Here is a 15420-nt window from a genome sequence, read left to right as displayed (position 1 = left end):
ACCGAACCCCCAAAAAACCGGGCGGATACCGCACCATCCGCCCAAACCCCGATTTAACCATTCAAACAAACCGAAAGAGAAAACAAAATGAACAAAATATACCGCATCATTTGGAATAGCGCCCTCAACGCCTGGGTCGTCGTATCCGAGCTCACACGCAACCACACCAAACGCGCCTCCGCAACCGTGGCAACCGCTGTATTGGCAACCCTGTTGTCCGCAACGGTTCAGGCGAGTACGACTGGATCGGAGCCTGGTGAGGTACCTACAGAGTTTGACCCTAACAATCCGACTTTTAATGATGACTTTCAAACAGAAGATAGCTCTTCTGAAGAGACTTATAAGTTTGGATTGGCTGTTGTTGATAAAAATGGGGGGCTAAAAGATGAAAAGTTAAAAAATGGTACTGATGATGAGAAAGGGCAACGTACCATTTCGGTAGAGAAGTCTCAAGGATCGAATGCTGCCCCTGAGAAGAAAAGCAGCTACCTCTACCTCCGCGAAAACGGCGGGATTGAAATCGACCAAGAAGGGCGTTCCGCCAAATTCAAAGTAAAAGCAGGCGACGGCTTGAAGATTGACGATGCCACCGACAAACTCGTTGCCGATACCGTTAACCTTACCGTTACCAACGGCAAAGTAAGCACCCCTACTAACGACGACAAAAAACTCGTCAACTCCGGCAATTTGGCAACCACATTAAACGGCTTAGGCTGGCAGCTTAAAACCACCAACGGTACTGCCACAGCCGGCACTAACACGACCTCGACCGTCAAAAGCGGCGACGAAGTCGAGTTCAAAGGCGAAGGCGTTGAAGTAACCACGACAAGCGCGGGAACAAAACACACCGTTACCATCAAAGCCGCCCCAAGCACAAGCAAAGGCGGCTCTTGGAAAATCACCGCCGGTCAAGAAGACGGTGGCGAGCTTGAAAATACAGCAACCGAAGAGACTGTAAAAGCAGGCGATAAAGTAACCTTTAATGCTGGTAACAACTTAAAAGTGAAACAGTCTGGAAAAGACTTTACTTATTCACTGAAAGATGCTTTAACAGGCTTAACGAGCATTACTTTAGGTAATACTGCAAATGGCGGAACTACTGTAATCAACAAAGACGGCTTAACCATCACGCCAGCAGTGGGTGCGGGTACGACCGTTAAAGATGAAGACAAAATCAGCGTAACCAAAGATGGCATTAAAGCGGGTAATAAAGAAATTACCAATGTTAAGAGTGGTTTATCTAAATACACTAATGGTAATGATGCTAAGAACCAGTTAGTTGATTTAAGTAGTGTTACAACACCTACAGTAGGTGGTGCTACAACAACAGATAATGGTTTGAAAAACAAAGCTGCCACTGTAGGCGATTTAGCGGGCTTGGGCTGGGTGCTTTCATCTGATAAAACCACGAAAGAGAATAATGGTGGTGTTGATAAGGATAAAGCATTCCACGCAGCGGTTAAGAACGCCAATGAAGTTGAGTTTGTTGGAACAGGCTCTGCAACCGTGTCTGCGAAAACTGAAGGCAATAAGCACGTAGTAACCGTAGATGTAGCAGAAACAAAGGTTGATAGTGGTCTTAAAAAGGATGCTGATGGCACAATCAAGCTAAATACAAAAACAGGCGATGATAACTTATTAAAAGTTAATACCGACGGTACCGTTGAAGTTACTAAAGGTGGTTTTGCTGATGTAGATACCGCTGTAACTGCTGCAGGTCAAGGTGCTAACAACAACCGCGGTAAAGTAGTTGTTAAGGCTTCTGATACTACTGCGAATGGCGGGCAACCAAGCGAGGACGATAAGAAGAAAGCGGCAACTGTTGGCGATGTAGCTAAGGCAATTAACGACGCGGCAACTTTCGTGAAAGCGGAAGACACGAACGATGAAATTAGTGATACTGATGCAGTAGATAATGGTCAAGATGACGCCCTCAAAGCAGGCAACACCTTAACCTTAAAAGCGGGTAAAAACTTAAAAGTTAAACGTGATGGTAAAAATATTACTTTTGCCCTTGCGAACGACCTTAATGTTAAAACTGCAACCGTTAGCGATAAGTTGTCTATTGGTAAAGATGCGAATAAAGTTGATGTTACCAGTACAGCTGATGGTTTAACTTTTGCAAAAGAAAAAGGAACGTCTGTAGCGGGAGGTACAACTGATACTAAAGTTCATTTAAATAATATCGCTTCGACTTTAGATGACCATCGTGTAGGTGGGAATACAACGCATCTAGATAAAGAGGTTGAAAATACGCATCGTAATCGTGCAGCAACTGTTGGCGATGTATTAAACAGTGGTTGGAATATTCAAGGTAATGGTAATAATGTTGATTATGTAGCAACGTATGACACAGTAAACTTTACTGATGATAACAAAGGTACAACGACGGTAACTGTAACCCGAAAAGACAATGGCAAAGGTGCTGACGTTAAAATCGGTGCGAAGACTTCTGTTATTGCTGAAAAAGACGGTAAGCTAGTTACTGGTAAAGGTAATAAAGAGGCAGGTGGTACAAATGCCAATGAGGCTGATAATGCAGATGAAGGCAAAGGCTTAGTGACTGCAAACACTGTGATTGATGCAGTGAACAAGGCTGGTTGGAGAGTTAAAACAACAGGTGCTAATGGTCAAGGTGGCGACTTCGCAACTGTCGCATCAGGCACAAATGTAACCTTTGATAATGGTAGCGGTACAACTGCTGAAGTGACTAAAAATAATACTGATGGCAGTATCACTGTTAAGTACAACGCAAATGTTGGCGATGGCTTGAAGCTTAGTGATGACAACAAAAAAATCGTTGCAGATACAGTCACGCTTACTGTGAATAATGGTGCTGACACTAATAAACCGAAAGGTAAAGTGGCTGATCTTACAGAAGATAACAAAAATAAACTTGTTAATGCAGGTGGTTTAGTTGAAGCGTTAAATAAACTAAGCTGGACTGCAACGGCTGCTGCGGGCGATAACGGTACGCTTGATGGAGCTGCAGAGGAAAAAGAAGTCAAAGCGGGCGACAAGGTAACCTTTAAAGCAGGCGATAACTTGAAAGTGAAACAAGATGGTGCGAACTTTACTTATTCACTGAAAGATAGCTTAACTGGCTTGAAAGATATTACGTTGAATAAAGCGTCAGATGGTGCAACAAACGGTGCAACTACTAAGATTACCAATGACGGCTTAACCATCACGCCAGCGGCTGGTGCGGGTGCAACAGGTACGAATGATGTAAACACCATCAGCGTAACCAAAGATGGCATTAAAGCGGGTAATAAAGCGATTACTAATGTTGCAAGCGGTTTGAATGCTTATGGTGGTACAAATGCTAATTTCGATGCTACAGCTAATTCTGCAGCCGATTTAAACAGACAGTTTGATGCTAATAGTGCTTATAACGGTTTATTAAATCTGAATGAAAAAACAGGTGCGAATAAACAGTTGTTGGTGGCTGACGGTACGGCGGCGACCGTAGGCGATTTGCGTAAATTGGGTTGGGTAGTATCAACCAAAAACGGAAATAACGAGAAAAGCTATCAAGTCAAACAGGCGGATGAAGTTCTCTTTACCGGAGCCGGTGCTGCAACGGTTAGTTCCAGCTCTAAAGACGGTAAACATACGATTACCGTTAGTGTGGCTGAAACCAAAGCGAATAGCGGTCTTGAAAAAGATAGCGATACTATTAAGCTAAAAGTGGATAAAAACACTAATAATGTTTTAACTGTTAGTGACAGTGGCACTGCAGTAACTAAAGGCGAGTTTAATACAGTGGATACTTCAGTTCCTGCTGAAAATGCAACTACTGAAACTAAAGCTAATCGCGGTAAGGTTACTGTAAATGGTGTGACAGACCTTACAAAAGCGACTGAAACTGACAAGAAAAAAGTCGCCACGGTGATTGATGTTGCAACCGCAATTAACAGTGCGGCGACTTTTGTGAAAACAGAGAATTTAACTACCGCACTTGATGAAGATAATCCTACAGATGACGGTTCAGATGATGCTCTTAAAGCCGGCGATACTTTGACCTTTAAAGCGGGTAAAAATCTGAAAGTTAAACGTAGTGGTAAAGAAATTACCTTTGACTTGGCGAAAAACCTTGAAGCAAAAACCGCGACCTTTAGTGATAAGTTGTCGATTGGTTCGGGTGCGAATGCAGTTGATATTACGAATGAAAATGGCGGATTGAAGTTGGCGAAAGGTGCTGCTGATATTCAATTACGAGGGATTGGTTCAACTTTAACCGACACTATCACGGGGACAACGACAAAGGCTGAAAATGGTGTGGCTGTTGCAAATCATAACCTTGCAGCAAGCGTGAAAGATGTGTTGAGTGCGGGTTGGAATATCAGGGGTGCTACTACTGCGGGCGGCAATACCGAAGACGTCGATTTCGTCCGTACTTACGACACCGTGGAGTTCGTTAGCGGCAATACGGCGACGACGGATGTTACCGTTGAAGCAAAAGACGGTGGCAAACGCACAGTCGTTACCATTACTGCCAAAAACGACGTAGGCAGCATTACGACGACGGAGGGAGGCAAGGTTGTTGTCGGCACAAACGGGCAGGCAAGCACCGACCCTGGAGCAAAGGATAAAGTGGCAAAAACCGGTGATGTGGTAGAAGCCATTAACAAGTCGGGCTTTACGCTGAAAACTTCCGCCACTGCCGCCGACGACAATCTGACTGCTGATGCACTGAAGAACAAGGGGGAACTCATCAACCCGGGTAAAACCGTTGAAATGGTTGCGGGTAAAAATCTGACCGTGAAACAGGACGAGGGCGGTAAAGTAACTTATGCAATTAAAGACGATGTTGAGTTTGCAACTGTGAAAATCGGGAAAGATGAAGGCGGCAAAAAACCGGTTAACTTCACAACAGAGAAAGCAAAAAATGCCTCTAACAACGATGAGGCAGATAAACTGACGACCGCGTTGAATATCTCTTCTTCAGACGGCAAACCGACCCAACTTGTCGGCGTGGCATCGGTGTTGAATACAAGCAAAGTCATCACCAAACCGGATGGCGATAAAAAGGCGGACGGTACGCCGGCAGAGTCGAAAACGGAAAAATTGATCGACTTGGCAGGTACGGACAAGGCGCCGGTCAAGAAAAACGCCGCCGCAACCGTAGGCGATTTGCAAAATATGGGCTGGGTGGTATCGACCAAAGACGGCAACGGTTATACCGATGTTGTGAAGAACGCGAACAAAGTGGACTTCCAAGGCGGCAACGGTATCGAGGTGCGCGGAAGCACCGCCGCCGACGGCACGCGCGTGATTACCGTGTCTGCCAAAGGAGGCAAGGTTACCAACAAAGTCGAGATAACCAAAACCGACGGCTCGAAAGTTGATGCGGTCATTGTTGACGGCAAATACTATGAGCGCGATGAAAACGGGAAACCGAAGATGAATACGGAAATTTCCGCTAATGATATTAAAGCGGCGGACAATAGCGGCTCGGGTTTTGTCACCGGCAACACGGTCGCCAATGCAATCAACGATTCGGGATGGAACGTGGGTTTGGCAGACGGGGAAAAGGCAAAAGCCGCATTCGCAGACAAGGACAAAGCCTTGTCCGACAGTAATCTTGAAAAAGTCAATCCGGACGATAACCTCCGCTTCGCCAACGGTAAAAACACCAAGGTCAAGGCGGCGACTGTGGATGAAATCAATAAAGATGGCAGGAAAATCACCAATACTTATGTGAAATTCGATGTCGAACTGCCCATCGGTCAGATTGAAAACGTTTCCCGCGATGCGGAAGGTAACGCAGTGAAAAAAGTCGGCGATAAATGGTATCCCGCCGATCAGGTTAATGAGGACGGCACGTTGAAAAATCCGGCGACTGCGCTTTCCGACGAAGAGGTGGAAAAGGTTGTAACGGGTAATGTGGCGGCAATAGATCCTGAAAAGGGCGGCAAGTATAAATCTGCCAATCAGGTCGAAAAAGGTCTGACAACGGTACAAATGGGCGAACTTGCCGGCAAACAGGCCGCCGCCACCGAAGCAGCGAAGCTCAAAATCGAAAACCTGCTGAAAAATCAGCCGAAAGATGTCATTGATGCCGCCTCCGATGCCGCTGTAAAAGCAGCGCAGGACGAGGCGAAGGCGCAATATCTGAAAGAGAAGGGTTTGGATAAGGGTATGGGCGGCACGGTCATTTCCAATTTGGGGCGTGGTACTGCGCCGGGCGATGCCGTAAACGTCGATCAGCTGCAAAACAGCGGTTGGTATTTGGACGCTAAGGTGGTCGCCGGTTCTTCCGGAAAAGTCATCAGCGGCAATGTTTCGCCGAGCAAGGTAAAGATGGATGAAACCGTCAACATTGATGCCGGCAACAACATCGAGATTACCCGCAACGGTAAAAATATCGGCATCGCTACTTCAATGACCCCGCAGTTTTCCAGCGTTTCGCTCGGATCCGGGGCGGATGCGCCCACTTTGAGCGTGGATAATGAGGGTGCGTTGAAGGTCGGCAGCAAGGATGCCAACAAACCCGTCCGCATCACCAATGTCGCCCCGGGCGTTAAAGACGGTGACGTTGCCAACGTTGCACAGCTTAAAGGTTCGCTGCAAAACTTGAACAACCGCATCGACAATGTGGACGGCAACGCGCGCGCGGGTATCGCCCAAGCGATTGCAACCGCAGGTTTGGCTCAGGCGTATCTGCCCGGCAAGAGTATGATGGCGATCGGCGGCGGTACTTATCGCGGCGAAGCCGGTTACGCCATCGGCTATTCGAGCATTTCTGACACTGGGAATTGGGTTGTCAAGGGCACGGCTTCCGGCAATTCGCGCGGTCATTTCGGTGCCTCCACATCTGTCGGTTACCAATGGTAAGGGGTTTTTCCCTATCGGCTGTTTGGGATAGGCGGAAAATCTGAAAGGAAGGGCGGCAATGATGCCGCCCTTTTGCGATTAGCCGGGAAATAAGAACCTGTATTCACAAACAACTATTTGATAAATTTTAATATTTGTGAAATATACCCTAGTTTGACAAAATTTTCAGCAGATAAATTCATCTGCTCAAAATCTTTTGCCAAACGTTGAGACCAACCTAACCATGCAAGCGTTCGTTCTACAATCCAACGTTTGGGCAGAATATGCCAAGAAATATCTTGAATTTTCTTTGAAATCTCAACAGTTAAACCCAATTGCTCCGATACTTCGCGCTCAAATGTATTCCGATAACCTGCGTCTGCACAGAAACCTTTTAAACCCGGATAGGTCTCAAACGCTTTTTTTGCTACAAAAATACCTGCTTTTGTGTCATGAATATTGGCTGCATGAACCACAACAGACAATAGGTTACCCAACGTATCAACAGCTATATGTCGCTTACGGCCTTTGATTTTTTTACCTCCGTCAAAACCTTTATCATGTGCGCCGGAAGCTGTTTTGACACTTTGTGAATCAATAATGGCATAAGTCGGCATTGCTTGTTTTTGATGGATTAAACGTTTTTTTGAACCAATGCCAAAAGAATCCTATCCCATAAGCCTGATTGGTTGGCTCTGCAATAGAAACTCCATACGGTTGGATAAGGTGGAAAATCATTGGGCAGCATACGCCATTGGCAACCTGTTTTGGTAATGTACAAAACGGCATTCACTAATTTACGTTTATCCCATTTGTAGTGGCGTAGCCGGTTAAAATGTGGCTCAATCGCTTGCCATTGGGCATCTGTTAAGTCTGTTGGGTAGGATTTTCCAGTCATAAAGATATTTTATCATTTTTGTGAATACGGGTTCTAAAAACCCTGTTTCGGAAACGAATTACTATGACGGGGAAATCCGCAATGCCGAGCGGCGTGCAATGCAGACCCGGTTGCAGGCTGAAGCCAGGCTGGAGCATGAAGCGGCAATGTGGGAAACCCAAATGGAGGCAGACAGGTGGGATGCCGAAATCAATGAGCTTAAAGCCAAAATGGGAATGCTGGAGCAGTTGTCAAAAATCGTCAATGAAAACACGTCCTAAAGCTGGAAAGATCCATTTTGGGGGGCGTGGGCTTATAGGCATAGCGATAAATTGGAGTTGTACTGCGCTGCAAGAGAGGCATTGCCTGAAACAACAACCTCGCTCCCTGAGAACTGGCTTTGTTGTGTCAAGCCGAATGTTTGAAACGCTTCCATGCCTGAGTCCCACAAGGCCGGAGGCCTTGAAGTTGATGCCGTCTGAAAAGACGGCTTTTTCATATCCGCGAAAGCGGGTTTTTTAATGCCTATTGAAAGGAAGAATCATGGCAAAACAAGCAATTGCAATCAAACATGAAATCGAAGACGAAAGCACCGGCGCAGTGGCGGCCTATCATGTGATCGAATATGTCAGTATTGATTACAAATACGGCAGCGCGACGGCAACCTTGAACGGTTATGTGTCTAAAAAGACGTACGAAGCAGGCCGCAATCCGCTTTGTTCCCATTCCGTTACCGTAAACGCCTTGCCGGAAGATGGCGAAGTATCACGCGCTTGGCTGTACGGTAAAGCTGTTGAACAGGAAAATGGGCAAAGCGTATTTTCCGGTGCTGAACTGGTTGAAGCCTGATTTAAATTTGAAACAACGCCCGTGATGATTCACGGGCTTTTTTTATGGGTGGCCGTATGAGCGATTTAGAAGCAAAAATCAAAATAACCGTCGAAAACGGCACGGCGGCAGGGTTCAACCAGGCGGCAAATTCTGCCGAATCGGCTTCAAAGACCATTGAAAACGCCATCAATAACGTCAAAGCGAGATTGAAAACCCATTTTGACGATATGCAAAAGTCGATGGAACAGGCATTTCACGTCAATCCGTCGACTTTTAAAAACCTTGGCGATGCGCAAGAGGGGATGTTCAATAAAATCTCTTCTTCAGCGCGGAAAGTGTACGAAGAAACGCGTACGCCGATGGAGCAGTTTAAGGCGAAACTGGCAGAAGTCAACCAACTGCTGAATCTTGGCGCGATTGACGTAGAAACCTACGGGCGCAAGGTTGAGCAACTGAACAGCGAGCTTGAACAGACAGACGGCAAGGCTTCGGCTGCTGCTGGTGGGCTGGGCAAAATCGGGACGCTTTTGGCAGGATTGGCAAGCGTAGGCTTCGCAAAATCGATACTCGATACTGCCGATGCAATGCAGTTGATAAACAGCCAAGTCCGAATGGTCACGTCGTCTGAAACGGAGTATTTGTCCGTGCAGCGTCAGCTTTTGGATGTGGCAAACAATACCGGTGCTTCTTTGGAATCAACTGCCAGCCTGTACGTTTCCACGAGCCGCGCCTTAAAAGACTACGGCTACACGCAGCAGGAAATTTTGCAGTTTACCGAGGCAACCAACAACGCGATGACCATCGGCAACGTTGGTGCGCAACAACAGGCCGCCGCGTTAATGCAGTTATCGCAGGCGTTGGGTAGCGGTGTGTTGCAGGGCGACGAGTTTAAATCCATTGCGGATGCCGCACCGATTCTGCTTGATACGATTGCGGAATATATGGGCAAATCCCGCACTGAGATTAAAAAGCTGGGCAGTGAAGGGCAATTGACGGCGGATGTGATTTTTAAAGCCATATCGGGCGCATCGGAAAAATTAGGGAAGCAGGCGGCGAAGATTCCCATGACGATGGGTAAGGCGTTGACGGTGTTCTCGAACAACTGGCAAAGCATGGTTTCAAAGCTGATGAACGACAGCGGCACGATGTCAGGCATCGCGTCAATCATCAAGCTTATTGCGGATAACTTGACCTTGGTTGTGCCGATTGTGGCAGGCTTTGCGGTTGCTGTTGCCGCTGCGACGGCGCAGGTCATCGGCTTAAATGTTGCCATGCTGGCAAACCCATTCGGAATTATTGCCGTCTCAATCGGTACGGTGATCGGGCTGATTGCGAGATTCGGTGATGAAATCGATGTTTTCGGCGGCGGCTGGTCAAATCTTTCTGACGTGGTTCAGGCCGTCTGGCAAGTCATCACGGAGACCATCGGCGATGCTGTCGATACCGTCAAATCATGGTTTGGCGATTTGACGGCATGGGTTGATGAGGAGGTCGGCGGCTGGTCGTCGTTGTTCGAGCGCGTGATGGGGGTCATCTCAAGCACCATCGGGGCGTATATCAACGTCTATATCAACACCTTTGCAACCGGCTGGATGTTGATTAAAGAAGCCGCCAACAATATGCCACAATTCTTTGCCAATCTTGGCAAGGCTATCGTCAACGTGTTTATTTCTGCGATTGAGTGGATGGTAAACAAGGCCATCGGCATGATTAACAGCATGATTGACTTTGCCAACAAAGCCGCGTCAATGGTCGGCATTTCGGGCATTGAAAAGCTGAACAATGTCAAGATTGGACGGATGGACGACGGCGGGATGGGCAAGCGTATTGGCGACAGCATGACGCAAGACCGCGTCGGGGCGATGGTGAATAACATCAAGGAACGCGCGGCCAATATCCACGAAGACAAGGCAATGAAAGGCGCAGGAGGTGGCGGCGGTTCTACCAAAACTCACGCGCCTACCGGCGGCGGTGGCGGCACAGGTCGTAAAGGCGGCGGACGTAAAGGCGGTGGTAAGGGTCATGCAGGTGGCTCAGGAGCGGCTCAAGACCCAATGCAAGACTGGGAAGAGGAAATCAAAGCCCAAAAACTTGCACACCGTGAAATGCAGCGCGAAACGCTCACGCATCAAGAATGGGATTTGGCGCGTGAGGCCGCCTACTGGCGCGAGAAACTGGCAACGGTTGACGCAGGCAGTAAAACAGGCTTGAAGCTGCGTGAAAAAATCCTGACTCTTGAAGACCAGTTATCGAAGCAGTCAACTGAAGCGAAAATGAATCAGGTGGCCGAATGGGAGAAATTGGACAAACACAAGCTGGAGATGGAAAAGGACGCGGCAGACCAAGCCCTTGCAGACGGACGAATTTCACAACTCGAACGCCTGGACTTGGAAATCGAGTTTGAAAACCGCCGTTATCAGATTGCCTATGACGCATTGCAAGAACGGATCGCCCTTGCCGAACAAGACCCGACATACAGTCAGACGGCCATTGATAAGCTTAAAGCACAAATGGCGGAACTTGGGCAAGGCCATGAACGCACACAGGCGAAGAACGAAGGCAAACGCGAAAACCAACGCCGCAAAGATGCGCCCAACATCATGGAAATGCTTCAGGACGGCGGCAAGAACGTTTGGCAGGAAGCGCAGCAGCAGATGGGGCAGGCGTTCACTGCCATGCTGACAAGGGCGAAGAGCTTCAGGCAGGCGATGAACGGCGTGTTCTCCTTCATGCGTCAAACCTTCGTTCAAGAGATGGTCAGTAAGCCGCTGGCCGCGCTGATGGGGCGTTTCGCCAAGGAAGGCGCGATGTGGCTGGCTAACGGCGCACGCCAAATTGCCACGCAATCTGCTACATCGGCTACCGTAACCGGTATTAAACAGACTGAAACGACGACAAACGTCGGCATGAACGCCATTCAAGCGGCGGCCGAGGCATTTAAGGCGATGGCGGGTATTCCATACGTCGGTCCTGTTCTTGCCGTTGGCGCGGCGGCAGCAGCGATGGCGGCAGTCTATGGATTGATGAGCGGAATGGGCGGCGGCGGTTCTTCAACCTCAACGACCACAACACGGATTCCGTCGGCGGCAGGCGGTTGGGATATTCCGGCAGGCATCAACCCTCTCACCCAGTTGCATGAAAACGAGATGGTTTTGCCTGCTGAACACGCTCAAACCATCCGCGAAATGGCAGGCCAGTCAGGAGGAGACGACAGCACCATTATCATCAATTCGACAGGCGGCGACTTTATCCACAAAAAGGATTTGGCGAAGCTTTTGAAACAGATGAAACGTGATTTCAAATTTACTTAACGGTCAGGCCGTCTGAAATCAGACGGCCTTTTTACTTCTCCACTAAAAAGGCAAATCACTGAACATTTTAGTTTAAAAGAGTTGACACGCAGCGAATCTGTACGCCGTGCCGGTATTGAAAACAAGCCATCATCTGCCGAAATGGACAACATCTATTACACGGCGCAACAGCTTGATACAAAATTATTAAGCGCATCAATAATCGGGTGGGAATGAAAATGCCGCCTGAAGGTTCAGACGGCATTCCCCCCAATACAAAAAAAAGATAGAATATTCCAATCCGAAACAAGGAGCAGGTATGCAAAACAAAAACACCCGTCCCGTAAAAATGGAACTCAAAGGCGAGGCAGGCAAACGCGTCCTGCTGGCCGCCGCCCGCCGCATTGCCAAAACCCACCAAAAAGCCATTAAGGCACTGGCCGACAAATGATAGACAGCGGACTGGTCGCACTCATTCACCAAACCGTACTGGCGGATGAAGCAGGACTGAAAGGATATGCGGATATGGCGCGGCCGGAAGGCGCACTGTCGCGTATCGCCAACTGGCAGCAATATGAAGACCTGCAAAACATCTACGAAATTGCCGCCCTCTATGCCCAAGCCATCGCCAAAGCCCATGCCTTTCCCGACGGCAACAAGCGCACCGCCCTACTGACTATGCTGACCTACCTCGATTTGCAGGGTATCGGCATTGTTCCCGATCAGGGGCTGGATGATTTGATGGTCGATTTGGCGGCGGGCAAAATCGACTTTAGGCAGCTTGCCGAAATGTTGCAGGCAATGGACAACGAATAGGCGCCAACCGAAACAGTAAAAGGCCGTCTGAAGGGCAGGCTTCGAGCTCTGAATCTTCAGACGGCATTATTGTTACCCCCGCGTCAAACCGCCGACAGGTTGCGGACGTAGTCAGATGAAGCGGGCGTTGAGCCTTTTCAGTCTGTCGAGCGTGCCGCGGACGTGGGCGGCGTGGTCGGGTTCCAATGCCGGTAGGACGCGCTGCAGGGCTTGGATGTTGTAGCGCAGGAAGCTGCGGCTTTCATTCCACAGGGTGTACATAGTGGCGGCTTTGGGGTGGCCGAGTTGTCTGAGGGGTAGGGCGACTTCTTTGAGCATTTCGAGTGCCCACGTGCCGTAGTAGACGGTTACAGCGAAGCGTTCGATGTCGAGGCCGTCGAGCAGGGCGGGTTGCGGTGCGGGCAGTGGTTCGCGGTCGAGGACTTCGCCGTACAGCACGCCGTTTTCAACTGCTACGCGGCTCATCACGCTTAACACTTCGGGGAACTGTTCGGCAGGCACTTCTTTGTAGCTGCATCCGAACTTGCTTTTAACGGCAGACCAAAGGGTAATGGCGATACGTGCCTGCGCTTCTTTGGGTGCGGATTTGGTCAGGGCGTTGTGCAGTTTTTTGACGGCTTCGATTTGTTCGCCGGTCAAACCGTTAGGTAGGGCGCGGGGGGGCTTTGGGGTAACTGTTTTTATGCCGTCTGAAACTTTATTTAATAAAGCTTCAATTTGCTCATCGCACCAAACTGCAAATTTCGGATTAAGCCAACGGGCGAAATCTACGGCAAGTTTCGGATGCAGCCACGTGCCTTGTGATTTTTTGTCGTTCCCGCCTTTTCTAATAATAACTAATTGATTTTCTGCCGTTACGCGATTTCGCGTTTCGGGATTAAACAGTCTTTCGTTTAAAGCGGCAATATATTCCTGTGTGCGTTCGTTGCGAAGATAGTTGCCGACACGTTTGTCATATTGTTCGGCAATCGCAGTGGCGTTCAAATAGCCGTTTTCTTGGAAAGAAACAGAAAATTGGTTGAAAGAGATAGTTTGGATAGACATAATTTACTCCTGTTTGAGAGCTTTAAAACCGCGATTTCAAGCGCGGGCGCGGGGGTGTTGAAAACACGCAAACAGACGTGCCGCCAGCCTTACGGGTAGGCGCACCCCCACATAGGAGTAAATCAATTTGATACGTATAGACGTAAAAAAATCCACTCTTTCGTGTTGGATATACGCTGTTTGTCAGGTGTTTTCAAGCACCATGAGAAAGATTATAAAACAAAACCCCCTGCATATGCAAGGGGTTTTCCAAAAAAAGCCGCCAAGTTTGCGGCTTGGCAGCGGATGGGCTATTTTTGCATCTCTTCGCGGATTTTCTCTTTAACCCAATTTGAGAAGTCTTCTGCTTCGTTTTGAACAAACTCTACAAGCTCTTTCTCTTTTTCCAGATTGAATGAAACGTGCTTGACAAGCCTTTTTTGCTCGTATTTTTTCCGATACTCGGCTGCCTTTTTGGCTTTTTCGTCATCCATAGGCAAACTCCTTGATTTTTTAAACGGCTGGCGGTATATTGTTCGAAAGTTTGGAGGAAGGGGCAGCGGTGTTCTGCCGCCCCTTTTGCTAGTTAGGTTTTATTACCAAGCGTTGCGAGCGATTAGTAACAAAATCAACAGGATTAAGAACTTAATCATTTTTCATCACCTCCTTTCTTTTTCGATTCCCGCCGCCTCCAACGGCGGGTTTCTTATTTCCTAATCCATGAGATGAATTATATCGTAACACGATAAAAAGTCAACCCTTTCCCCCAACAAAATCAAAGAAAAATGCCGTCTAAACCTTTCAGACGGCATAAAGAAGCCGCCAAGTTTGCGGCTTGGCGGCGGTCGGGCTATTTTTGCATCTCTTCGCGGATTTTCTCTTTAACCCATTGGGAAAAATCAACTTTATTTGCAAACTCAAGTAAATCTTTCTCGGCTTCGTTGTTAAAAGAGACATTTTTTATCGTCCGCTTGGCTGCCGCCCGTTTGCGGTATTCGACCAGTTTTTCGTCAACCATAGGGAATCCTTGATTTTTAAAACCGTTGTAGTAAAATGACTCGCAGAAAGGTTGGCGAAAGGGGCGCGGTGTCCTGCTACCCCTTGTGTTTAATCAACTTGCTTAGTAAGCCGGGCTACAGCTTAAAAGCAGAATGATGAAAAAAACGACTTTCGCCAGTTTTATCATTTCCACAAGCCTCCTTTCTATCCGATAAGCCCCCGAAGTTGCAGCTTCGGGGCTTTGCTTTATCGAATGAATGCATTATATTATGTATAGACATAATTATCAAGCGTTTTATACAAAAAAACCGCCTTTGTGTAAAGCGGTTGAAGAAAAGCCTTCCAATAAAAATGCCGTCTAGATTCAGACGGCCTCTTCTCATTTATTCTTCAAATATTCCAACAAATGCTCTGATTTCTAACAGAATAAACTTAAAGCGAATCTATAAAATCAGCCCAATCTTGAAGCATTTGTCGGCGTTGCGTGATGTATTTGGCGTGGAAATATGCCGCGTCTGTCTGATTGTCTTTGGCATGGGCAAGCTGTGCCTTGATATGCTCATGCTCAATAAAAAAAGCCATCTACTCAAAGCAGATAGCCTGTATTTTGTGTCCCTGAATTGTCCCAGTGTGTTTTAAATTGTTGATTTATTTATTGTTAATGGTGCGGACGGAGAGACTCGAACTCTCACACCTCTCGGCGCCAGAACCTAAATCTGGTGCGTCTACCAATTTCGCCACGTCCGCACTAATTTGAATCGTGGA

Annotated in this window: 11 protein-coding genes, 1 tRNA gene and 2 pseudogenes; 7 read left to right on the top strand and 7 right to left on the bottom strand. The window is 47.8% G+C overall.

Annotated elements, in window-relative coordinates; translation table 11 throughout:
* Positions 1-87 precede the first annotated feature (87 nt).
* Together FAH67_RS06155 and FAH67_RS12080 are read left to right on the top strand one after the other, a co-directional pair.
* Positions 88-5436 (top strand): annotated as a pseudogene (locus tag FAH67_RS06155) (ESPR-type extended signal peptide-containing protein); the annotation flags it as partial.
* Between the two features lie 753 nt (positions 5437-6189).
* A pseudogene (locus tag FAH67_RS12080) lies at positions 6190-6840 on the top strand (YadA family autotransporter adhesin); the annotation flags it as partial.
* Between the two features lie 113 nt (positions 6841-6953).
* Here FAH67_RS12080 and FAH67_RS11795 read toward each other — a convergent pair.
* Both FAH67_RS11795 and FAH67_RS11790 read right to left on the bottom strand, forming a co-directional pair.
* Complete coding sequence (locus FAH67_RS11795; protein ID WP_115287617.1) at positions 6954-7436, bottom strand: transposase; 483 nt, start codon at positions 7434-7436, stop codon at positions 6954-6956.
* Between the two features lie 17 nt (positions 7437-7453).
* Positions 7454-7717: a transposase gene (locus FAH67_RS11790; protein WP_115287618.1), complete on the bottom strand. Its 264-nt coding sequence runs from the start codon at positions 7715-7717 to the stop codon at positions 7454-7456.
* Positions 7718-7737: 20 nt separating this feature from the next.
* Between FAH67_RS11790 and FAH67_RS06140 the strand changes: the two genes are divergently transcribed.
* From FAH67_RS06140 to FAH67_RS06120, 5 genes are all read left to right on the top strand, one after another.
* Positions 7738-7977: a hypothetical protein gene (locus FAH67_RS06140; protein WP_112890821.1), complete on the top strand. Its 240-nt coding sequence runs from the start codon at positions 7738-7740 to the stop codon at positions 7975-7977.
* A gap of 262 nt (positions 7978-8239) precedes the next feature.
* Complete coding sequence (locus FAH67_RS06135) at positions 8240-8545, top strand: hypothetical protein (RefSeq protein ID WP_003680597.1); 306 nt, start codon at positions 8240-8242, stop codon at positions 8543-8545.
* A gap of 56 nt (positions 8546-8601) precedes the next feature.
* Positions 8602-11838, top strand: a complete 3237-nt coding sequence (locus FAH67_RS06130; RefSeq protein WP_050772629.1) for a tape measure protein — start codon at positions 8602-8604, stop codon at positions 11836-11838.
* Positions 11839-12136: 298 nt separating this feature from the next.
* Complete coding sequence (locus FAH67_RS12260; RefSeq protein WP_003680594.1) at positions 12137-12268, top strand: hypothetical protein; 132 nt, start codon at positions 12137-12139, stop codon at positions 12266-12268.
* Positions 12265-12633 carry a type II toxin-antitoxin system death-on-curing family toxin gene (locus FAH67_RS06120; RefSeq protein WP_003680591.1) on the top strand — a complete coding sequence of 123 codons (369 nt, stop codon included), beginning with the start codon at positions 12265-12267 and terminating at the stop codon, positions 12631-12633. The genes FAH67_RS12260 and FAH67_RS06120 overlap by 4 nt, the downstream gene beginning before the upstream one ends.
* Before the next feature lie 111 nt (positions 12634-12744).
* Here the strand turns inward: FAH67_RS06120 and FAH67_RS06115 are convergent, their stop codons facing one another.
* The 5 genes from FAH67_RS06115 to FAH67_RS06100 all read right to left on the bottom strand — a co-directional run bounded on the left by FAH67_RS06115 (position 12745) and on the right by FAH67_RS06100 (position 15402).
* Positions 12745-13677 (bottom strand): KilA-N domain-containing protein, encoded by a 933-nt coding sequence (locus FAH67_RS06115; RefSeq protein WP_003680589.1) that lies wholly within the window; start codon positions 13675-13677, stop codon positions 12745-12747.
* 290 nt (positions 13678-13967) lie between these two features.
* On the bottom strand, positions 13968-14150 hold the full coding sequence (locus tag FAH67_RS06110) for a hypothetical protein (protein WP_003680587.1): 183 nt from the start codon (positions 14148-14150) through the stop codon (positions 13968-13970).
* Between the two features lie 356 nt (positions 14151-14506).
* Entirely contained in the window at positions 14507-14674 is a 168-nt protein-coding gene (locus tag FAH67_RS11520; protein ID WP_003680586.1) for a hypothetical protein, read from the bottom strand.
* A gap of 413 nt (positions 14675-15087) precedes the next feature.
* Positions 15088-15237, bottom strand: coding sequence for a hypothetical protein (locus tag FAH67_RS06105; RefSeq protein ID WP_003680585.1), 150 nt, complete (start codon positions 15235-15237; stop codon positions 15088-15090).
* 80 nt (positions 15238-15317) lie between these two features.
* A tRNA-Leu gene (locus FAH67_RS06100) sits at positions 15318-15402 on the bottom strand.
* Between the last annotated feature and the right edge of the window lie 18 nt (positions 15403-15420).

The organism is Neisseria flavescens (assembly GCF_005221285.1).
Classification (GTDB): domain Bacteria; phylum Pseudomonadota; class Gammaproteobacteria; order Burkholderiales; family Neisseriaceae; genus Neisseria; species Neisseria flavescens.
This window is presented reverse-complemented; position numbering and strand designations above follow the sequence as displayed.